We start from the raw sequence: 15,276 nt of genomic DNA, 5'->3' as shown, positions 1-15,276 counted from the left end.
TCAGCGCATGGACGATACACTTACTTCTTGAGATGACAAACCTACACTGATGAAACTCGGAGTTAAGTAATTTTTAATTAAGCGACCAATAATTTTAATTCCATGTTCAATATCCTCTGGTGTATGGCAAAAGTTCAAGCGCATCGCTGGATAACCTTGCCCTAGAAAAAATGCAGCACCACTAGCAATGAGGACATTGTGGGATAAGGCTTCAGAGCAAATCGTTTGAATAGGTAAATGATTCGGCAGATGAGTCCACAAAAATAAACCGCCTTTGGGAATAGTCCAGGCGATCGCGTCAGGAAAGTAGCTCTCCAAGGCTTGCAGCATCACATTCCGACTTTGCAAGTTGCTAATACGTAAACGATTCAGATGACGGCGGTAATGTCCCGATGCTAAAAACTCGCTCACAATTACTTGAGATACCGTAGAAACATGCAAGTCATTAAGTAATTTCTGCTTCACTAGAGGTTGATGATGTTCACCTGTAACCACCATGTAACCAATTCGTAATCCAGGCATCAGGGTTTTTGAAAATGTACTAATGTAAGTTACCAAATCATAGCGATCGAGTGCCTTAATGGGGGGAGGAACAGGTTGAAATTTTAAACCCTCATAGGCATTATCTTCCAGAATGAAACACTCGTACTGTCGCGCCAACGTTATTAACGCTTGTCTATGGGCAAGGGAAGTTGTAATACCTGTTGGGTTGTGTAAAGTACTGATGGTGTAAATTAATTTTGGTCGATGACTTTTGAGATACTGCTCCAGCAATTCCAGATTTATTCCCTCCGCAGTCATGGGAATTCCTATGACCTTGGCCTGTAAGTTTTTGAGAATTCCTAATGCGCCATGATAAGTTGGCGTTTCCACAATCACCCAGTCATCTTTTCGCAGATAGTATTGCATTGCTAAAGATAGGGCTTGTTGTGAGCCACTGGTAATAATTATTTCTTCAGAGGAAACCTCTAATCCTTGCTGGATTAACATCTGAGCAATCAGTTGCCGTAGTAAAAGCTGTCCTTGAGGAAAGTCTTCTCTAAAAAGGGTATCCCCTGCTTTAGCCAATGCTCGTTTAGCCACCCGTTGTAGATTATCTGAAATGGAAGTAGAGGGAAAACCTGAACTGAACTCAATAATATTTTGTTGTCGTCGAGCCTGAATTGAAGTTGTATATTGCTCAAAAAACGATCCTCCACCTTGTGAAATTATCACTTCTTGAGATGGAGAAAAGTTCGACCGCAAGGTGAGACCAGAGGTGACTGTTGTTTTCGGGTTGACAAAATATCCAGAACCCTGACGAGCATGTATGAGTCCATCGGCTTCTAAGAGACTATAAGCCTCAATTACAGTCAACTTGTTAACTTGAATACTTGTGGACAGCACCCGAATAGAGGGAAGCTTTTGTCCAGATAGCATTTTGCCCGATTGAATCAAACGACTGAGATAATTGCGAATTTGTAGATATATCGGGGTTGGTGAGTGCCGATTTAAGGGGATATTCACAGTCAACCCTTCCTTCCGGATGATAGCAGGGACTATAGGCAATATAAGGGATTTTTCCGTATCTGAGCTGGTACAGTTGGATGCAGTTTGACTAGAACAGTTAGAAATACTGCGACTGTACCAGTCTAAATTGAACAAATCTGTACCTTCTCATTTAGATGTTGCTAAGCGAATTTAGAAAGTATCTGATATTCGATTGAGCCAGGAGAGACTTTTCTATGAAGATAGTTGATAGATGGCCGCTACTAAAATTAAAACTTCAAAAAGCTTGGCATAGCTTAGTTACAGCAATAACAACCAGTTCTCAATTGCAAGTTTGGCAAACCCACCTTGCTAATGGGGATTGTTCTTGGCACGCCTATGACCCAATGACAGGACGTTCTGCTTGTTTTGGCTCTGAAACTGAAATGCGAGTGTGGATTGAAACGCAGTATTACACAAGATAAATCAGCATGACGCGAAATTCAAATATTTATCCTATTAATCCAGAAACTCTGGGATTGGCTTATGGTTTTTTGGGTGTACTGGGATTTAGTCTTACCTTGCCAGCAACTCGCGCTGCCGTTGCAGACTTCGATCCTACTTTTGTAGGTTTGGGACGTGCGGTTGTTGCTGCTGTTTTGGCAATGATTGTTTTGTGGGCAACTCATCAGCCTTTACCACATAGCAAACACTGGGGAAGCTTACTGATTATTACAGTAGGAGTGGTTTTGGGCTTTCCGTTACTATCAGCTTGGGCAATGCAGCAACTACCAGCGACACATGGTGCAGTAATTATAGGGCTTATCCCTTTGGCAACTGCTATTGCTGTCACAGTCAAAGGTAGAGAGCGCCCTTCTTTAAAGTTCTGGTTCGCCAGTATTTTTGGTAGTACGACAGTTGTTTTGTTTGCTTTTACCTCTAGTACTGGACAAATCCAGGGAGCAGATTTGGTTTTGTTAGGTGCAGTAATTGCAGCTGCGATTGGCTATGCAGAGGGAGGACGTTTAGCTCATATTTTAGGAGGATGGCAAGTTATCTGTTGGGCTTTGGTAATAGCATTTCCGATTTTGCTTATCCCCGTAACATACACAGTGTTTCAGCACGGATTAGTTGCTTCACCAACTGCTTGGTTGGGTTTTAGTTATGTCAGTATTTTCAGTCAGTTCCTGGCTTTCTTTGCTTGGTATCACGGGATGAGCATTGGTGGTGTTGCAAGGGTCAGCCAGATACAGTTACTCCAACCGTTTTTGACGATTGTGTTCTCTGGGCTATTTCTAGGTGAAGAAATTACGCCATTAATGTTGGTAGTTTCTGGTATCGTGATTGCTAGCATAGTGCTGGGAAAACAGGCATTAATTGAACGCAGTATTTAACAAATTATCAGTTCTAAGTCGGTGGGAAAAAACACAATTATCTTTCTTCCCACCGACTTACTTATCATTCAATAACTTCTGCGCTAAGACATAAATAGTTTATTATCATCACTAAAATTAACGCAGCGTGAAGTATTGATTTTGCGCTTTGGGTTAGAGAACGATCAAGAACTAACTTTGGCCCAGATTGGAGATAAGTTGAATGTCAGTCGAGAACGAGTCCGCCAAATCTAGACCAAAGCAATCACTTTTCTACGCCGTCAAAAACTTGAAATTAAGGAGTACTTATTTTCCTGAAAGATGCAATACAAATAATATGTAAATGTCAATAGAAATAAAATATATTTGGATAGTTTCGGCTTGAGATACATGACTGCAATTGTGCTGAGGTTTTTACCTCCTACATTAATAAATCCCGTAAAAACACGGTTACATTGCTTTGTACTTATGAGCAAAACTGCACTCATTCAAGTTATTAAGGTGCATTTATGAAACGCTCTACTATGCAAATTATGCGAATGAATCGAAAAAAACCAAAAGGAGCAGAGATTAATTTTAAACAGAAAGCTTTACCTGCAAGCGATAGAGATTTGGTAATTTTAGCTGAAAAACTTACAGAGTTTGAGGTTCCCCTGAATGTTTTGTTGCAAGCTATGAGTATTGCTGCTTATGACGGTACTGCTGCTTTTCGCTATGCCGATCACTATCTAAATCATCTAAACAACAAGAATGAACTCGAAAGTTTATTTTTACTACAATCTAATACCGATTTGGAAAATAGCTTAAGTTTAACAAAAAAGATTTCAAATTTAGTACCTGAAATCTTTAGTGAACAAATCTAGTCGTCATGCAAAACTGATATATCTGACTAGCAATAAATTTTATCTAATTTTATAGAACCGAAAACTATAGAAAAAGCATAGTTTAAATTACCATAATAGAATTATAGACGGACTTTATTTATATTTTCAAGAAATTTTGTCCGGATATTGATGGTATGATGGATGGGCATTTCGGTTCTGGTGGTATTGGTCTACCAGAGGTAAGGGGGAAAGTTCGGTGGAAATCCGGCGCTGTCCCGCAACTGTGAACCAATTTGAGATTTTTAGCTAACTCAAAATCCCAAATTGAGTTGAGTCAGAATGCCCGCCGAAATATACTGCTCAGTCCTACACATCTGCGAGGTACAGATAGATGACTGTTACTGCAAACATTTCTCCTAGTAACTCTTTAGGTGTCGCTTCTCACACTTTATTTGTGTGCAAAACCTGTGCCAGTGTTTGGCAAGACGGAAAACGTCTAGGTGAAAGTGGAGGTCAAAAACTATTACAACATCTTCAGCACCTTGCACAAGATTGGGAATTGCGAGATCAATTTTCTATCCAAGAAGTAGAATGCATGAGTGCTTGTAACCGTTCTTGCGTCGTTGCTTTTGCTGCTAAAGGCAAATTAACTTATCTTTTTGGTGATTTAACTGTTGATGAAAGTGCGTCTGCTGTACTCGAATGTGCCAGTCAATACTACGCTAAATCAGATGGTTTACTACCTTGGTCAGAGCGACCTGAACCATTGAAAAAAGGCATTCTGGCGAAGATTCCACCTTTAAATCTCGAAAAAGTCATGACTACAGACATGTAAAAAGTGACTTGATGGCAGATAACGCAGAGAAAACATGGTTATACGCGTTTTGATTCTCGGTGGTGTTAAAGATGCCGCAGACTTAGCTGCCAAAGTTGCAACTATCCCCAAAATTGAGGCGATCGCCTCCCTCGCAGGGCGCACCCGTGAACCATCATTCCCAGTGGGTAATGTCCGCATTGGGGGTTTCGGTGGTGTGGCTGGATTAGTTAACTATCTGCGTCAGATGCGTATTGATTTATTAATCGACGCTACCCATCCCTTCGCTAATCAGATTTCTTGGAATGCAGCAGCAGCGGCTAAGGAAGTGGGAATGCCTCATTTGATGTTAGTCCGTCCGCCTTGGCAAAAAGTTAGTGGCGATCGCTGGATTGAAGTTGAAAATACTGCAACTGCTGCTGCTACTCTAGAAAACCAAGCACAGCGCGTGTTTTTAACAGTCGGTAGGCAAGAACTTGCTGCTTTTGCTTACTTAAAAAAAATTTGGTTTTTGATGCGAATGATTGATCCTCCAAATTCTGATGCTGTGATTCCGCCAGGGATGATATTGTGTGACAAAGGGCCTTTTGCTCTGGATAACGAGAGAAAAATTCTCACTCACCATAATATCGATACCATAGTCAGCAAAAATAGTGGTGGTGATGCCACCTACGCCAAAATTATTGCAGCCAGAGAACTAGGATTACAAGTTGTCATGGTGAATCGTCCAGCTACACCGCCAACAGAGCAAGTCACAGATGTTGAAGGTGCTTTAGCATGGTTGCTAGAAAAGTTGCATGATTAGTGCAAGCAGGATTGAGAACAGCGATCGCACTGATCAAAAAAACTCAAATATTTTGTGGATCTTCTCCTAACTCCCTCAAGCGAGAGGCCAAGCGTTCTGCTCGTTGGCGTTCTGCTTCTTCTGGTAACAAAACTAAATTTTTGTTATGGTCATAAAATCTTAACCAAAATGCAGTTTCCCTTTGTATCGTTCCTTCCCAAGTTCCTAACCAAAATCCTAAAGTTTCGCACCACAACCAACCTTGCTCATTAGCAACTAAGGGCTGATAGCGAAAATTTGCATCTAATCGCCATCCTTGCAAAGAATTGGCATCAAAGGGGTCAAAAACGAAATAGTCTCTAGTTTTAAAAACTCCTTCATAAAGAGTCTTTTTTTCGCCTATATCTATATTTGCTGTTGAGGGAGACATCAATTCGACAATCATATCAGGGTAACGTCCCTCTTCATCCCATACTACCCAACCTTGGCGAGAACGATTTCCTTCGACGTTGAGAACTACAAAAAAATCTGGCCCCCTAAAATCTCGATTTCGCACCTGAGTTCGACTGTAATAGACAAACATATTACCACCGACAAAGTAATCTTTGCGGTCTGACCAAGCTTGCTGCAAAGATTGGATTAAAACATTCATGGCAATACGGTGGCGGTTGCTTTCCAAGGGTTCTCCGTCATCAAATATTAAATCTTCTGGAGGTAGTGGGTTTTCCCAGTCTGGGACAGGAGATACTGAAAAACTTTGGTTTTGAGTGATGTTGGTTGACATAACATAACCAGATACATGAACGCGACCTTTGCCTAGATATCACTATTTTGACTGCTAATTAAGATTAGTGATCGCCAAAGCTTTTACAAGATCACCAAATTAATCGATGTATGTTTAACGTTTGGATGACATTTAAAATAAAGCTACTCTAAAATTAGAGTTAGCCAAAGTGGTTGGTTAAAAGAGTTATGACAACCGCAACATCAACAACTAATTCTGTGATTGCCCCAAAAAAACTGCCCTTTTTGGAATCAATCTGTTGGCAGACAGGCGATGTGTATCGGTTCACGCCAGAACAAATGCTGAGTCGCTATGAGCGTGGTTGGCGATATCGGGACATATTCAATAATCTTGAGGGTGAAGAACTCAATTTTTTGAAAGAACTCGCCAGACTTTATAAATCCTGGTTGCAAGTTGATAAATCCCAGATATCCAAGATTATTGATGGTGTTGATTTGCTTTCCTTAGATTTAGGTTTATCTTATACTGCAAGGGTTTTTAGAGAACAGCACGATATATTTGCTGATTTAAAAACACAAACAGAAAAACAAGAAGATTCTTAACTAGATAAGCATAATCACTTATTATAAAAAGTAGAAGGCAGGGTACAAAACGATATATTGATACTAAAGTACTAAAAGTAGTATTGACTTCATGTCTAAAAAGCCCTTCTCAAATTCTGTAACCAATGCTCATCACTCAGACAAATGGCAAGAAAGAGTAGCACAAGTAGCATATCGCTTTAACCGTCAGTATGAAGGTCAAACCTTTGAATTACCAGCAGAAGTCCAGGAAATGCCAATTTATCAGGAATGGATTGCTGGCATATTAGCAGGCAGAATTGTTTCTCCTTTCTGGGAAATTGCTCAACCTCAAAAGAATCAACACTGTTTAGATATTGGCTGCGGTGTCAGCTTTTTAATATATCCTTGGCGAGATTGGCAAGCATTTTTTTATGGACAAGAAGTTAGTAACATAGCACGAGATACTCTCAATTCCCGTGGTTCACAGTTAAACTCAAAGCTGTTCAAAGGTGTGGAATTAGGCCCAGCTCATCACTTAAACTATTCCATAGATCAGTTTGATCTGGCGATCGCCACGGGATTTAGCTGCTACTTTCCATTGGAATATTGGAGTGCTGTGTTGTTAGAAGTTAAACGAGTATTAAAACCAGGTGGGCAGTTTGTCTTTGACATTCTCAATCCAGAACAGCCTTTAGCGGAAGATTGGGCAGTTCTAGAAACTTATTTAGGTGCTGAAGTGTTTTTAGAGCCTATGACTGAGTGGGAAAAAACGATTAAAGCTGCTGGCGCTAAGATAGTTAAGCGACAATCAGGGGAATTATTCGATTTATACAAAGTGCAGTTTTGATTTGATTTTGAATTAAGAATTGAGAAACATTTATGGTTAACACAGGCGATTTACGCTTATTCGCTAGTACAATTCCGGCGGTGGCTTCGCCATTTCTTTCCTATCTAAATGATTTATACGAAAAGCATAAATCCCTCAAAAAAGGTGTTGTTGCTAATTATATTCCAGAACTGGCATTAGCTAAACCAGAATGGTTTGGTATTTGCATAGTGACAACAGATGGCCAAGTTTTTGAGGTTGGAGATTGCGACCAATTATTTACGATTCAATCGATTTCTAAACCATTTGTCTATGGTTTAGCACTAGAAGATCGCCTGCCAAAAGAAGTAAATAAAAAAGTGAGTGTTGAGCCAACAGGAGACGCATTTAACGAGATTGTTCTCGATAAAAAAACGAATCGTCCCTATAATCCCATGATTAATGCAGGTGCGATCGCTACTACTGATTTAATCAAAGGTAAAGGAGCTACTGAACGTCTCAAACGCCTGTTGGAAATGTTCCGTCGTTACACTGGCAGAGAACACAATATTAACGTTCCAGTATTTCTTTCAGAAAAAGCAACAGGAAATCGCAACCGAGCAATGGCTTACTTAATGCTCAATTTTGGCATAGTCAGCGATCGCATCGAAGAAACTCTTGACCTCTATTTTCAGCAATGCTCGATTTTGGTGAATACCCGCGATTTAGCGATGATGGCTGCTACTCTTGCCAATGGCGGTATCAACCCTATTACCAAAGAACGGGCAATTGACGAGCGCTATGTTCAAGATGTCATCAGTGTCATGCTTACTTGTGGTATGTATGATTATTCTGGCGAATGGACTTACCGAGTGGGAATACCTGCTAAAAGTGGTGTGGGTGGAGGAATTACCGCTGTGGTTCCGGGTAAGTTGGGGATTGGGACTTTTTCACCGCCATTAGATGCCAAGGGAAATAGTGTCCGAGGCATGAAAGTTTGTGAAAATCTTTCCCAAGATTTTGGTTTGCACCTATTTAATTTTGCCAAGCCAAAATATATTTTGAAAGATTGGATTGGAGATACAAGGGAAGCAAAGGAGACAAGATAATACTAATTCGTAATTCGTAATTCGTAATTAAGAAATCAATATTTTATAAAGAAGGGGGAAGAAGCACATAACCATGATGTGCAGCCCTGGCTTCAACTTCAGCAATAATTGCATAGACAAAGCCATACTCGTCCTCCAGGGAGATGACAAAAATCTCACGCATTAGTCAAGCTAAACTTAGGAGTTAATGTTAAATTAAATAGACAAATGCCCCACCTCTTACTGGTAGATGATGAAGCAGCCCTATGTGAAAGTTTGACTTATAGCTTACAAAAAGAAGGCTATACAGTGACGGCCGTAGCAGATGGACAGAGTGCGATTAAACAATTCCATAAGCAAGTACCGGATGTAATTTTGCTGGACTTGATGTTGCCAGAAGTAAGCGGGATGGAAGTCTGTTGGCGAATTCGGGCATTTTCAGATGTCCCGATTGTTATGCTGACAGCTAAAGATCAAGACATAGATAAAATTTGGGGCTTGGAAGCGGGAGCAGATGATTATGTCACCAAGCCATTCAACACCCGTGAGCTATTAGCACGCATTAAAGCAGTGTTACGTCGTCGTCCGGGAGAGCAGCCTACATGAAAGGCTGGTGGGGTTCAATTAAATTGAATACTATTCACTCCAAACTGTTAGCTACCTACCTGCTGCTAATAGTTTTGGGAACTTCTCTCATGGCAAGTTATATCCTTTGGTCTTTCCATGTCTACTTTATGCGATCGCGACAAGTAGATATGGAAAACTGGACAAATGCTTTGAGCGAGAGTGTAGCGGATGCTCTAGAAGAAAAGAATGTTCAACGAGTAAAAGTGCTAGTGCAGAGATATGGCGCACCACAAAACATCACACTCCGTATTTTCAATCAACAAGGTAGGTTATTAGCTACTTCTGATCCCAAATTAGATCAACAAGTTCAAGACTGGTACAAAGTTCCTGGAATGGCTCAAGCGCTGCAAAAACGTCCAGCACAGGGGATTGCCAAAGGAGTTTTATCATCTAGAGATCGTTTATATATCGCCAGACCCATTGTGCGTAATGGTCAATTCTTGGGTGTGTTGCGAATGTCAATTACATTAGAGCAGTTTCAGCGTCAGTTTGCTAGAGTAATTGCCAGTGTACTGAGCAGTTTAGTATTAACTATTTTGTTGTGTGCATTGATTAGCACTCGCTTTGCTCGCAGTCTTTCTCGACCGATTGAAATTATGCGTAACTTTGCAATTCGGCTGGGTAGTGGTCAATTTGGCGATACCTTAACTATTCATGAAAATAATGAATTAGATCAGTTGGCGGCAGAACTCAACCGGATGAGTCAAAGATTGGCTTCCTTAGAACATGAACGGAGAACTTTTCTCGCAAATGTCTCTCACGAACTCCGCACACCTATTAGTAATGTTCAAGTAACAGTAGATGCACTTAAAGGCGGAGCTTATGAAGAACCTCAATTGCGCGATCGCTTCTTCCAAACAATTGAAAATGAAACTAAACGTCTATCACGACTGATTCATGACTTATTAGATTTAGGACGCTTAGAAGCAGGAGTTAGCCAACTAGAACAGCAAACTGTATCATTATCAAATCTGATTAAGCGTGCTGTTAATGCCATAGAACCCAGAATGCTAGCTGCTGGTGTATCAGTGCAGCTCAAAGTAGCTGATTTACTCATTCAAGGTGATCCAGAGCGCTTATTACAGGCAATTTTAAATTTGTTGGATAACGCCATTAAACACTCACAACCGGATTCTCAAGTTTTTATTTCTGGGTACAGCGACGATAAACAAGCAATACTCAAAATTCAAGATCAGGGAAAAGGTATTAGTGAGCAAGATTTGCCCCGAATTTTTGAACAGTTTTATACGACAGACCCCTCACGCACAGGTAAGAGTAATGGTTTAGGATTAGCTATTACTAAACGAATTATAGAAGCTCATCAAGGAAGTATTACAGCCATTAGCACTGCAAATCAAGGGGCAACTTTTACGATTTATTTACCATTGAAAGCCAACAATAAAAGCAGTATGTTTTGAGATCTGTTGGAAACAAAACATTTGTTTCCAACAGGCTTCAAGAGTCTTGGCTTAGCTTGCTAAAGCAGTCTAAGCCGTGGGATGCTACACGAAAGTTTGTGCAATTTTAGTGCTTTCGCTTGAATTTCATAATACCCATTGCACCAATTGTTAGTAAGCCAAAAATAGCTCCAGGTTCGGGAACAGATTTCGCCTCAATCGAGAAGATTGTTGTTGTACCACTAACTTCATTAGCCGCAACCAACAACGGCTTGCCATTAGGGCTATTGGCAGCGGAGATGAAAAGTAGACCTTCTGGGCCTAAGTCTTTGATAGCTGGGTTAGTTTCTCCACTCACGGTTGTTTCAGAGGTGAAGTCACGGTTGTTTACGTAGTCTATAAAAACAGGGTTAAACGGATCAGTAACATCGTAAGTCATCACACCCCCGACACGTTCCAGTCCCACAAAAGCGTAAAAACGATTGTTAATTTCAGCAATTTTCACGTCCTCTGGTTCTGGCCCCTTGTCATCGCTGCGAGTATCAAAGCTATTCTCATCGTTATTAGAGTTGAAGAAATTAGGTAAGCGTTGGGCAATAATTTGCTCAAAGTCGTCGCCACTATCGTAGACTTGTTTGAGTGTCTTAGTAGCCTCATCCCACTCTAAAATAGAGAAGGAGCGACCTCCAAAAGCATATATCTGCTCAAATAGACCATCGCCATCGATATCACCCAAAGTATTAGTTACTGTTAGGCGACCCAGATTTTCAGGTAGCTTTAGCTCCTCAGCGTTAGGGAAAGCGTTCGGGTCTAATTGATAAGCATTATTTCCCAATCGCACCTCCTCGCTAAAAGCGTCATAATCGCGGGTATCGCCCTCATTGGCTGTAACAATGTAAGTCTTGCCATTGACAGTATAGGAAGCGATCGCATCGGGTTGGTACATACCTAATACAGGCCAGTTAGCAATGTTAATAGTGTCATCGCGATCGCTAGCATCTATTCCATTTCCTGGCTGGTTATAATCTTTAAAGCCCAAGGGGTTAATATTGGTTATCTCATTTTTAATCAGATCCAATACTGCGATCGCGTTGCTTTCCTGCAACGACACCCAGGCTTTAGTAGAATCTTCAGAGACGGTAATATACTCTGGCTCTACATCCTGTGCTACGGTTGCATTAGGCCCGAAAACTCGTATTCCGGCACTTCGTAACTGATCAATCTGGCTATTGAACTGACTAAAACCAGCATTGATCACACTATAATCATCCAGATTAATAATGCTGACTGAGCCTTCAGGGTCAATTGTGTAGTCACTATTCGGTTCACCTTCATTTGCCACCAGCACGCGAGTACCATCCGGTGTAAAAGTAAGCATGTCAGGTAGCGATCCTACGGTGACAGAATTGAGGAAATCGCCATTAGTGTTAAAAAACACAACTTTACCAGGATCTTGAGGAACCACTGCTTCAACTGCTGCTGCTAGCAAGCCATTCTTAAATACAACGCTGTTAGCTCCTCCACCGAATGGCGTGATATCAATATTAGATAGTAGTGATGGCTTAGTCGGATCACTAATGCTGATAACATCAATGGTTTTCGCTCCTCCATTGACCACAAATAGGCGTTGGGTCAGCGGGTCATAAGTCGGAATTTCAGCACCACCCTCATCAAATAGTCCTGTATTATAAGTGCCGAGAGGTTTGAGCGAAACTGCCTCAGCCGGAACTGTCATTACTCCTAATAAAATGGCAGATGGAGCAATGAAGGCGATAAGCTTTTGGATGGTCATAATCTCAACAAATAATTGAACGCTTAGTTTTTAGATGTCAGATGCGGTATACTCCTAACCGCAAATTGAGCGCACGAAGAACACCCACTTAGCTGTAAAGTAGCTATGCGGAATGCTTCATTATCGGCAGCTGTTACGCAGGATAGAAACGGCTAACAACTAGGGGTACATTTGCAAACTATTGGTAAAAGGTTAAGTAAATAGGATTTTTAGGTTAAGTAAAGGTAAAAAGCCGTATTTTCACGTATTCTTTACAGATTCGCGTTACGTTAATCCCTTAGATATTATTATCGTGTCGCTCCTAAAGTTTGGTTAATTACAGGCTGTTCAACCGGGTTCGGACGTGCCGTGGCAGAAGCAGTGTTAAAAAAGGGCGACTACCTGCTGGCTACGGCTTGTGAACCAGCGCAACTTCGCGCTTTAATTGACTATATAGCATTAGGCACAGGTACTATGAGCCTGATTCAGGACAAACTGGAATCGGTCAAAACGAGTTTAGATGGTTGGCAGCAAGTAACTGTCACTACAGACTATACAGATAGCCACGCAGAGGCGATCGCACTTGTTGCCAACGAGCGAGCGAGTCATGAGATGGTGCTTATGCCCACTCAAGTTCAGGATTTCAGTCAGGAGAGAGGCAAATGATTCGACTTGACGATCAAGTAGCTATTATTACAGGTAGTGGACGCGGTTTAGGAGCAGCCTATGCTCGTTTGTTGGCAGAAAGAGGAGCGCGAGTTGTAATCCACGATGCTGGTGTTAACAAAGAGGGGACTGGTTTCGATCCCAATGTGGCGGCTGATGTCGCCAATAAAATTTGCGAAGCTGGTGGAGTTGCGATCGCCAGCGATGTACTCCTGGACAGTCGAGACAACTGCCGCAGCCTGGTAGAAATGACACTAGAAAAGTTCGATCGCCTTGATATCTTGATCCACAATGCTGGATGGGTTGCTTATCAGACCGTACAAGACCTGACACCTGATTTTCTAGAACGCGCCATCAACATCAACATACAAGCACCAACGTGGTTGTCTCAAGCTGCCTTTCCAAGGATGAAGCAACAACACTATGGACGGATTTTGTTGACAACTTCGGATAGAGCGATTTATCAGCAATATGCTCTGGGCGGTCTTGCAGCTTACGCTATGGGAAAAATGGCACAGATTGGTCTGATGAACGTGCTGGCGGTTGAAGGCAAAGAGCATGGTATTCTGGTGAATGCGATTTCACCAGTTGCCAAAACGCGGATGTGGAATGTCCAGGATAAACCAGAAGATTTACGACCAGAACAAGTAGCTCCAGGAGTTTTATATCTCGCTTCTCCAGAATGCCGAGAGTCTGGATTTATATTAAGGGCAAGCAATGGTCAATTCACAGCCATGCGCTGGATCGAGCGAGACAACGTGGACTATCCATTAAACCTTGCCGCTGTTGAAAGTTCTACTGCGGAGGATTTGGCTACTCGTTGGCAGGAGATTGCTGCGGATGTTGCGTTTTAAGGACTGGGCTTGTATTTCAAGGTGATCTGTGGGGAAATAATCGAGATATTGGTGAGAGCGTAGTTGAAAGGATGTGGGTAAGGGGCGATCGCTTCTCTCTCCAACGCATAGCTGTGAATGAGAGCAATTGCAAAAACACCACAAAGCCAGAATTGAACAGTATCGATTTTGCAGAGACCACAGAACATTAACGCAAATAGAACTTACGAATAACTCTCTAAAACCTCTTTACTTCTCTGCTAGACGCTGCGCGCTAAGCGTAGCTATGCCGCAGGCTTTACGTGTCCTACCCTGCGGGAAGCCGAAGAAGGCGCGTCTACGTTTTTTCATAATTTTGCGTAAGTCCTGGCAAAAATTGACTGGGCTGCGATGCGATGCCGAGAGTGTTCAATCTGAGAAATGTTTTTGAGTTGATTGTTAATAGTCTCAATAACCCTCGCGTTTACGGGATAAAAGTTTGTCATGAAGTTGCATCAGCTTGTTTTTCATGTTGCGACGGGGTTTAGACTTTAAATTGACAGACAGAAAGTTTTTGTGATAATCATTATCAATATCATTTACTAATGGACAAGCGTAGTGGTTTCCAAAAATACTACCTGCTCAAGAAAGCAAACAACCTCCCTTGCTATCAGTTTTATAGTTGCTGTACCTCTAGCTTTATCTAGTGCTGTTGCACCAGCACAAGCCCACAGTGATGATCATAACCATGGCCACACTGAATATTTCATTGGATTAGATGGTTTAGATATTCTCAACCGAGGCATATATACTGGCTTGGAAAACCCCAACTACAATCGGCTGACACTCCTATTTGCACATCAAGAAGAAGACCCCACAACTAACCATTTTCACGGGATTGGGACTTATAGTTATTCAGGATCTGTAGATAACCCAAGCATTGCTGCAACTAATACAAATAACCGCATTCCCGAACCTTACACAGGACTACCATCTTTGAAATTGTCGCCCGGTACAGGGATTTATACTGGCCGCTTGATTAGCAGCCCCACAAATGAGGAATACAGCAACTTGAACATCCAAGCTGTAACATCACTCAAAAATTCTTCAGAACTAGAAGACCAGTATCTGTTCAATAGTTCTAACAATCGCTGGCAGCAGTCTCTTGAAGGTGCAAATATTGGTTTACAATTGCTATCTATCAGCAATGGATTGAATATTGCTGACTCAGATGGAGTTAATATTCTCAACAGCGTTGGCGAGATCTATACAATTGGCAGTGGCGATGATTTTTCATTTATACCGACTTTTTGGACTAATGCCACTGCACCTTTGGGAAATTACTCAGCCACGTTCAAACTTGTAGACTTAGCTACTGATAACAACCGTACTCCTTTTGGAGAATCTGGGACATTCAGTTTTGATTTTGAAGTTGCAAAAGTACCAGAACCATCAAATACAGTAGCTTTGAGCTTGGTTAGTTTATTAGGCGTTTCTTTATCTCGACTCAAGAAACGTTACGTCAAAGGCTAAAAAATCT

At 41.5% G+C, this 15,276-nt stretch carries 17 protein-coding genes, 1 pseudogene and 1 riboswitch; of the genes and pseudogenes, 14 read left to right on the top strand and 4 right to left on the bottom strand.

Going from position 1 to position 15,276, the window contains the following annotated elements:
- Entirely contained in the window at positions 1-1,506 is a 1,506-nt protein-coding gene (gene pdxR / locus I8751_RS03660) for a MocR-like pyridoxine biosynthesis transcription factor PdxR (RefSeq protein WP_318780290.1), read from the bottom strand.
- 218 nt (positions 1,507-1,724) lie between these two features.
- On the opposite strand from pdxR, the gene I8751_RS03655 reads away from it, so the two are divergent.
- The 6 genes from I8751_RS03655 (at position 1,725) to I8751_RS03630 (ending at position 5,283) form a co-directional block, all read left to right on the top strand.
- Positions 1,725-1,952: a hypothetical protein gene (locus tag I8751_RS03655; protein WP_214437796.1), complete on the top strand. Its 228-nt coding sequence runs from the start codon at positions 1,725-1,727 to the stop codon at positions 1,950-1,952.
- 6 nt (positions 1,953-1,958) lie between these two features.
- Positions 1,959-2,861: a DMT family transporter gene (locus I8751_RS03650; RefSeq protein ID WP_214437795.1), complete on the top strand. Its 903-nt coding sequence runs from the start codon at positions 1,959-1,961 to the stop codon at positions 2,859-2,861.
- A 90-nt stretch (positions 2,862-2,951) separates the two neighbouring features.
- Complete coding sequence (locus tag I8751_RS29445; protein ID WP_318780291.1) at positions 2,952-3,095, top strand: sigma factor-like helix-turn-helix DNA-binding protein; 144 nt, start codon at positions 2,952-2,954, stop codon at positions 3,093-3,095.
- Between the two features lie 284 nt (positions 3,096-3,379).
- The gene (locus tag I8751_RS03640) at positions 3,380-3,703 is read left to right on the top strand and encodes a hypothetical protein (RefSeq protein WP_214437794.1); all 324 of its coding nucleotides are present in this window, start codon (positions 3,380-3,382) and stop codon (positions 3,701-3,703) included.
- A gap of 155 nt (positions 3,704-3,858) precedes the next feature.
- A riboswitch (cobalamin riboswitch) is annotated at positions 3,859-4,029 on the top strand.
- 26 nt (positions 4,030-4,055) lie between these two features.
- Complete coding sequence (locus tag I8751_RS03635) at positions 4,056-4,499, top strand: DUF1636 domain-containing protein (protein ID WP_214437793.1); 444 nt, start codon at positions 4,056-4,058, stop codon at positions 4,497-4,499.
- A gap of 40 nt (positions 4,500-4,539) precedes the next feature.
- Positions 4,540-5,283: a cobalt-precorrin-6A reductase gene (locus I8751_RS03630; protein ID WP_214437840.1), complete on the top strand. Its 744-nt coding sequence runs from the start codon at positions 4,540-4,542 to the stop codon at positions 5,281-5,283.
- 43 nt (positions 5,284-5,326) lie between these two features.
- Here I8751_RS03630 and I8751_RS03625 read toward each other — a convergent pair whose 3' ends face one another.
- On the bottom strand, positions 5,327-6,046 hold the full coding sequence (locus tag I8751_RS03625; RefSeq protein ID WP_214437792.1) for a Uma2 family endonuclease: 720 nt from the start codon (positions 6,044-6,046) through the stop codon (positions 5,327-5,329).
- Between the two features lie 188 nt (positions 6,047-6,234).
- On the opposite strand from I8751_RS03625, the gene I8751_RS29440 reads away from it, so the two are divergent.
- From I8751_RS29440 to I8751_RS03595, 5 genes are all read left to right on the top strand, one after another.
- The gene (locus I8751_RS29440; RefSeq protein ID WP_225893932.1) at positions 6,235-6,609 is read left to right on the top strand and encodes a hypothetical protein; all 375 of its coding nucleotides are present in this window, start codon (positions 6,235-6,237) and stop codon (positions 6,607-6,609) included.
- Between the two features lie 91 nt (positions 6,610-6,700).
- The gene (locus I8751_RS03610; protein ID WP_214437791.1) at positions 6,701-7,417 is read left to right on the top strand and encodes a class I SAM-dependent methyltransferase; all 717 of its coding nucleotides are present in this window, start codon (positions 6,701-6,703) and stop codon (positions 7,415-7,417) included.
- 32 nt (positions 7,418-7,449) lie between these two features.
- Positions 7,450-8,484, top strand: coding sequence for a glutaminase A (gene glsA, locus I8751_RS03605; RefSeq protein WP_214437790.1), 1,035 nt, complete (start codon positions 7,450-7,452; stop codon positions 8,482-8,484).
- A 207-nt stretch (positions 8,485-8,691) separates the two neighbouring features.
- The gene (locus tag I8751_RS03600; RefSeq protein WP_214437789.1) at positions 8,692-9,069 is read left to right on the top strand and encodes a response regulator transcription factor; all 378 of its coding nucleotides are present in this window, start codon (positions 8,692-8,694) and stop codon (positions 9,067-9,069) included.
- Positions 9,066-10,508, top strand: a complete 1,443-nt coding sequence (locus I8751_RS03595; protein WP_214437788.1) for a sensor histidine kinase — start codon at positions 9,066-9,068, stop codon at positions 10,506-10,508. Before I8751_RS03600 ends, I8751_RS03595 begins: the two co-directional genes overlap by 4 nt.
- 106 nt (positions 10,509-10,614) lie before the next feature.
- On the opposite strand, the gene I8751_RS03590 is transcribed toward I8751_RS03595, so the two are convergent.
- Entirely contained in the window at positions 10,615-12,279 is a 1,665-nt protein-coding gene (locus I8751_RS03590) for a choice-of-anchor I family protein (RefSeq protein WP_214437787.1), read from the bottom strand.
- Between the two features lie 348 nt (positions 12,280-12,627).
- Between I8751_RS03590 and I8751_RS03585 the strand changes: the two genes are divergently transcribed.
- Positions 12,628-12,924 carry a hypothetical protein gene (locus I8751_RS03585; protein WP_225893931.1) on the top strand — a complete coding sequence of 99 codons (297 nt, stop codon included), beginning with the start codon at positions 12,628-12,630 and terminating at the stop codon, positions 12,922-12,924.
- Positions 12,921-13,778 (top strand): SDR family NAD(P)-dependent oxidoreductase, encoded by an 858-nt coding sequence (locus I8751_RS03580; RefSeq protein ID WP_214437786.1) that lies wholly within the window; start codon positions 12,921-12,923, stop codon positions 13,776-13,778. Before I8751_RS03585 ends, I8751_RS03580 begins: the two co-directional genes overlap by 4 nt.
- Before the next feature lie 371 nt (positions 13,779-14,149).
- Here the strand turns inward: I8751_RS03580 and I8751_RS03575 are convergent.
- Positions 14,150-14,276, bottom strand: a pseudogene (locus tag I8751_RS03575) (transposase); the annotation flags it as partial.
- Between the two features lie 78 nt (positions 14,277-14,354).
- Here I8751_RS03575 and I8751_RS03570 point away from each other — a divergent pair.
- Entirely contained in the window at positions 14,355-15,269 is a 915-nt protein-coding gene (locus I8751_RS03570; RefSeq protein WP_214437785.1) for an all3515 family Zur-repressed PEP-CTERM protein, read from the top strand.
- The last annotated feature ends 7 nt before the right edge of the window (positions 15,270-15,276 follow it).

Origin of the sequence: Atlanticothrix silvestris CENA357, from assembly GCF_016056295.1 — a bacterium.
In the GTDB taxonomy this organism is placed as follows: domain Bacteria; phylum Cyanobacteriota; class Cyanobacteriia; order Cyanobacteriales; family Nostocaceae; genus Atlanticothrix; species Atlanticothrix silvestris.
Note: the sequence above shows the minus strand (reverse complement) of the source record. Positions and strands in the feature narration are given on the sequence as shown.

Excerpts from the sequence above, each read along its gene's own strand:
- I8751_RS03655 (WP_214437796.1), top strand. The coding sequence starts at position 1,725 with ATGAAGATAGTTGATAGATGGCCGCTACTAAAATTAAAACTTCAAAAA.
- I8751_RS03650 (WP_214437795.1), top strand. The coding sequence starts at position 1,959 with ATGACGCGAAATTCAAATATTTATCCTATTAATCCAGAAACTCTGGGA.
- I8751_RS03640 (WP_214437794.1), top strand. The coding sequence starts at position 3,380 with ATGAATCGAAAAAAACCAAAAGGAGCAGAGATTAATTTTAAACAGAAA.
- I8751_RS03635 (WP_214437793.1), top strand. The coding sequence starts at position 4,056 with ATGACTGTTACTGCAAACATTTCTCCTAGTAACTCTTTAGGTGTCGCT.
- I8751_RS03625 (WP_214437792.1), bottom strand. The coding sequence starts at position 6,046 with ATGTCAACCAACATCACTCAAAACCAAAGTTTTTCAGTATCTCCTGTC.
- I8751_RS29440 (WP_225893932.1), top strand. The coding sequence starts at position 6,235 with ATGACAACCGCAACATCAACAACTAATTCTGTGATTGCCCCAAAAAAA.
- I8751_RS03610 (WP_214437791.1), top strand. The coding sequence starts at position 6,701 with ATGTCTAAAAAGCCCTTCTCAAATTCTGTAACCAATGCTCATCACTCA.
- glsA (WP_214437790.1), top strand. The coding sequence starts at position 7,450 with ATGGTTAACACAGGCGATTTACGCTTATTCGCTAGTACAATTCCGGCG.
- I8751_RS03600 (WP_214437789.1), top strand. The coding sequence starts at position 8,692 with ATGCCCCACCTCTTACTGGTAGATGATGAAGCAGCCCTATGTGAAAGT.
- I8751_RS03595 (WP_214437788.1), top strand. The coding sequence starts at position 9,066 with ATGAAAGGCTGGTGGGGTTCAATTAAATTGAATACTATTCACTCCAAA.
- I8751_RS03590 (WP_214437787.1), bottom strand. The coding sequence starts at position 12,279 with ATGACCATCCAAAAGCTTATCGCCTTCATTGCTCCATCTGCCATTTTA.
- I8751_RS03580 (WP_214437786.1), top strand. The coding sequence starts at position 12,921 with ATGATTCGACTTGACGATCAAGTAGCTATTATTACAGGTAGTGGACGC.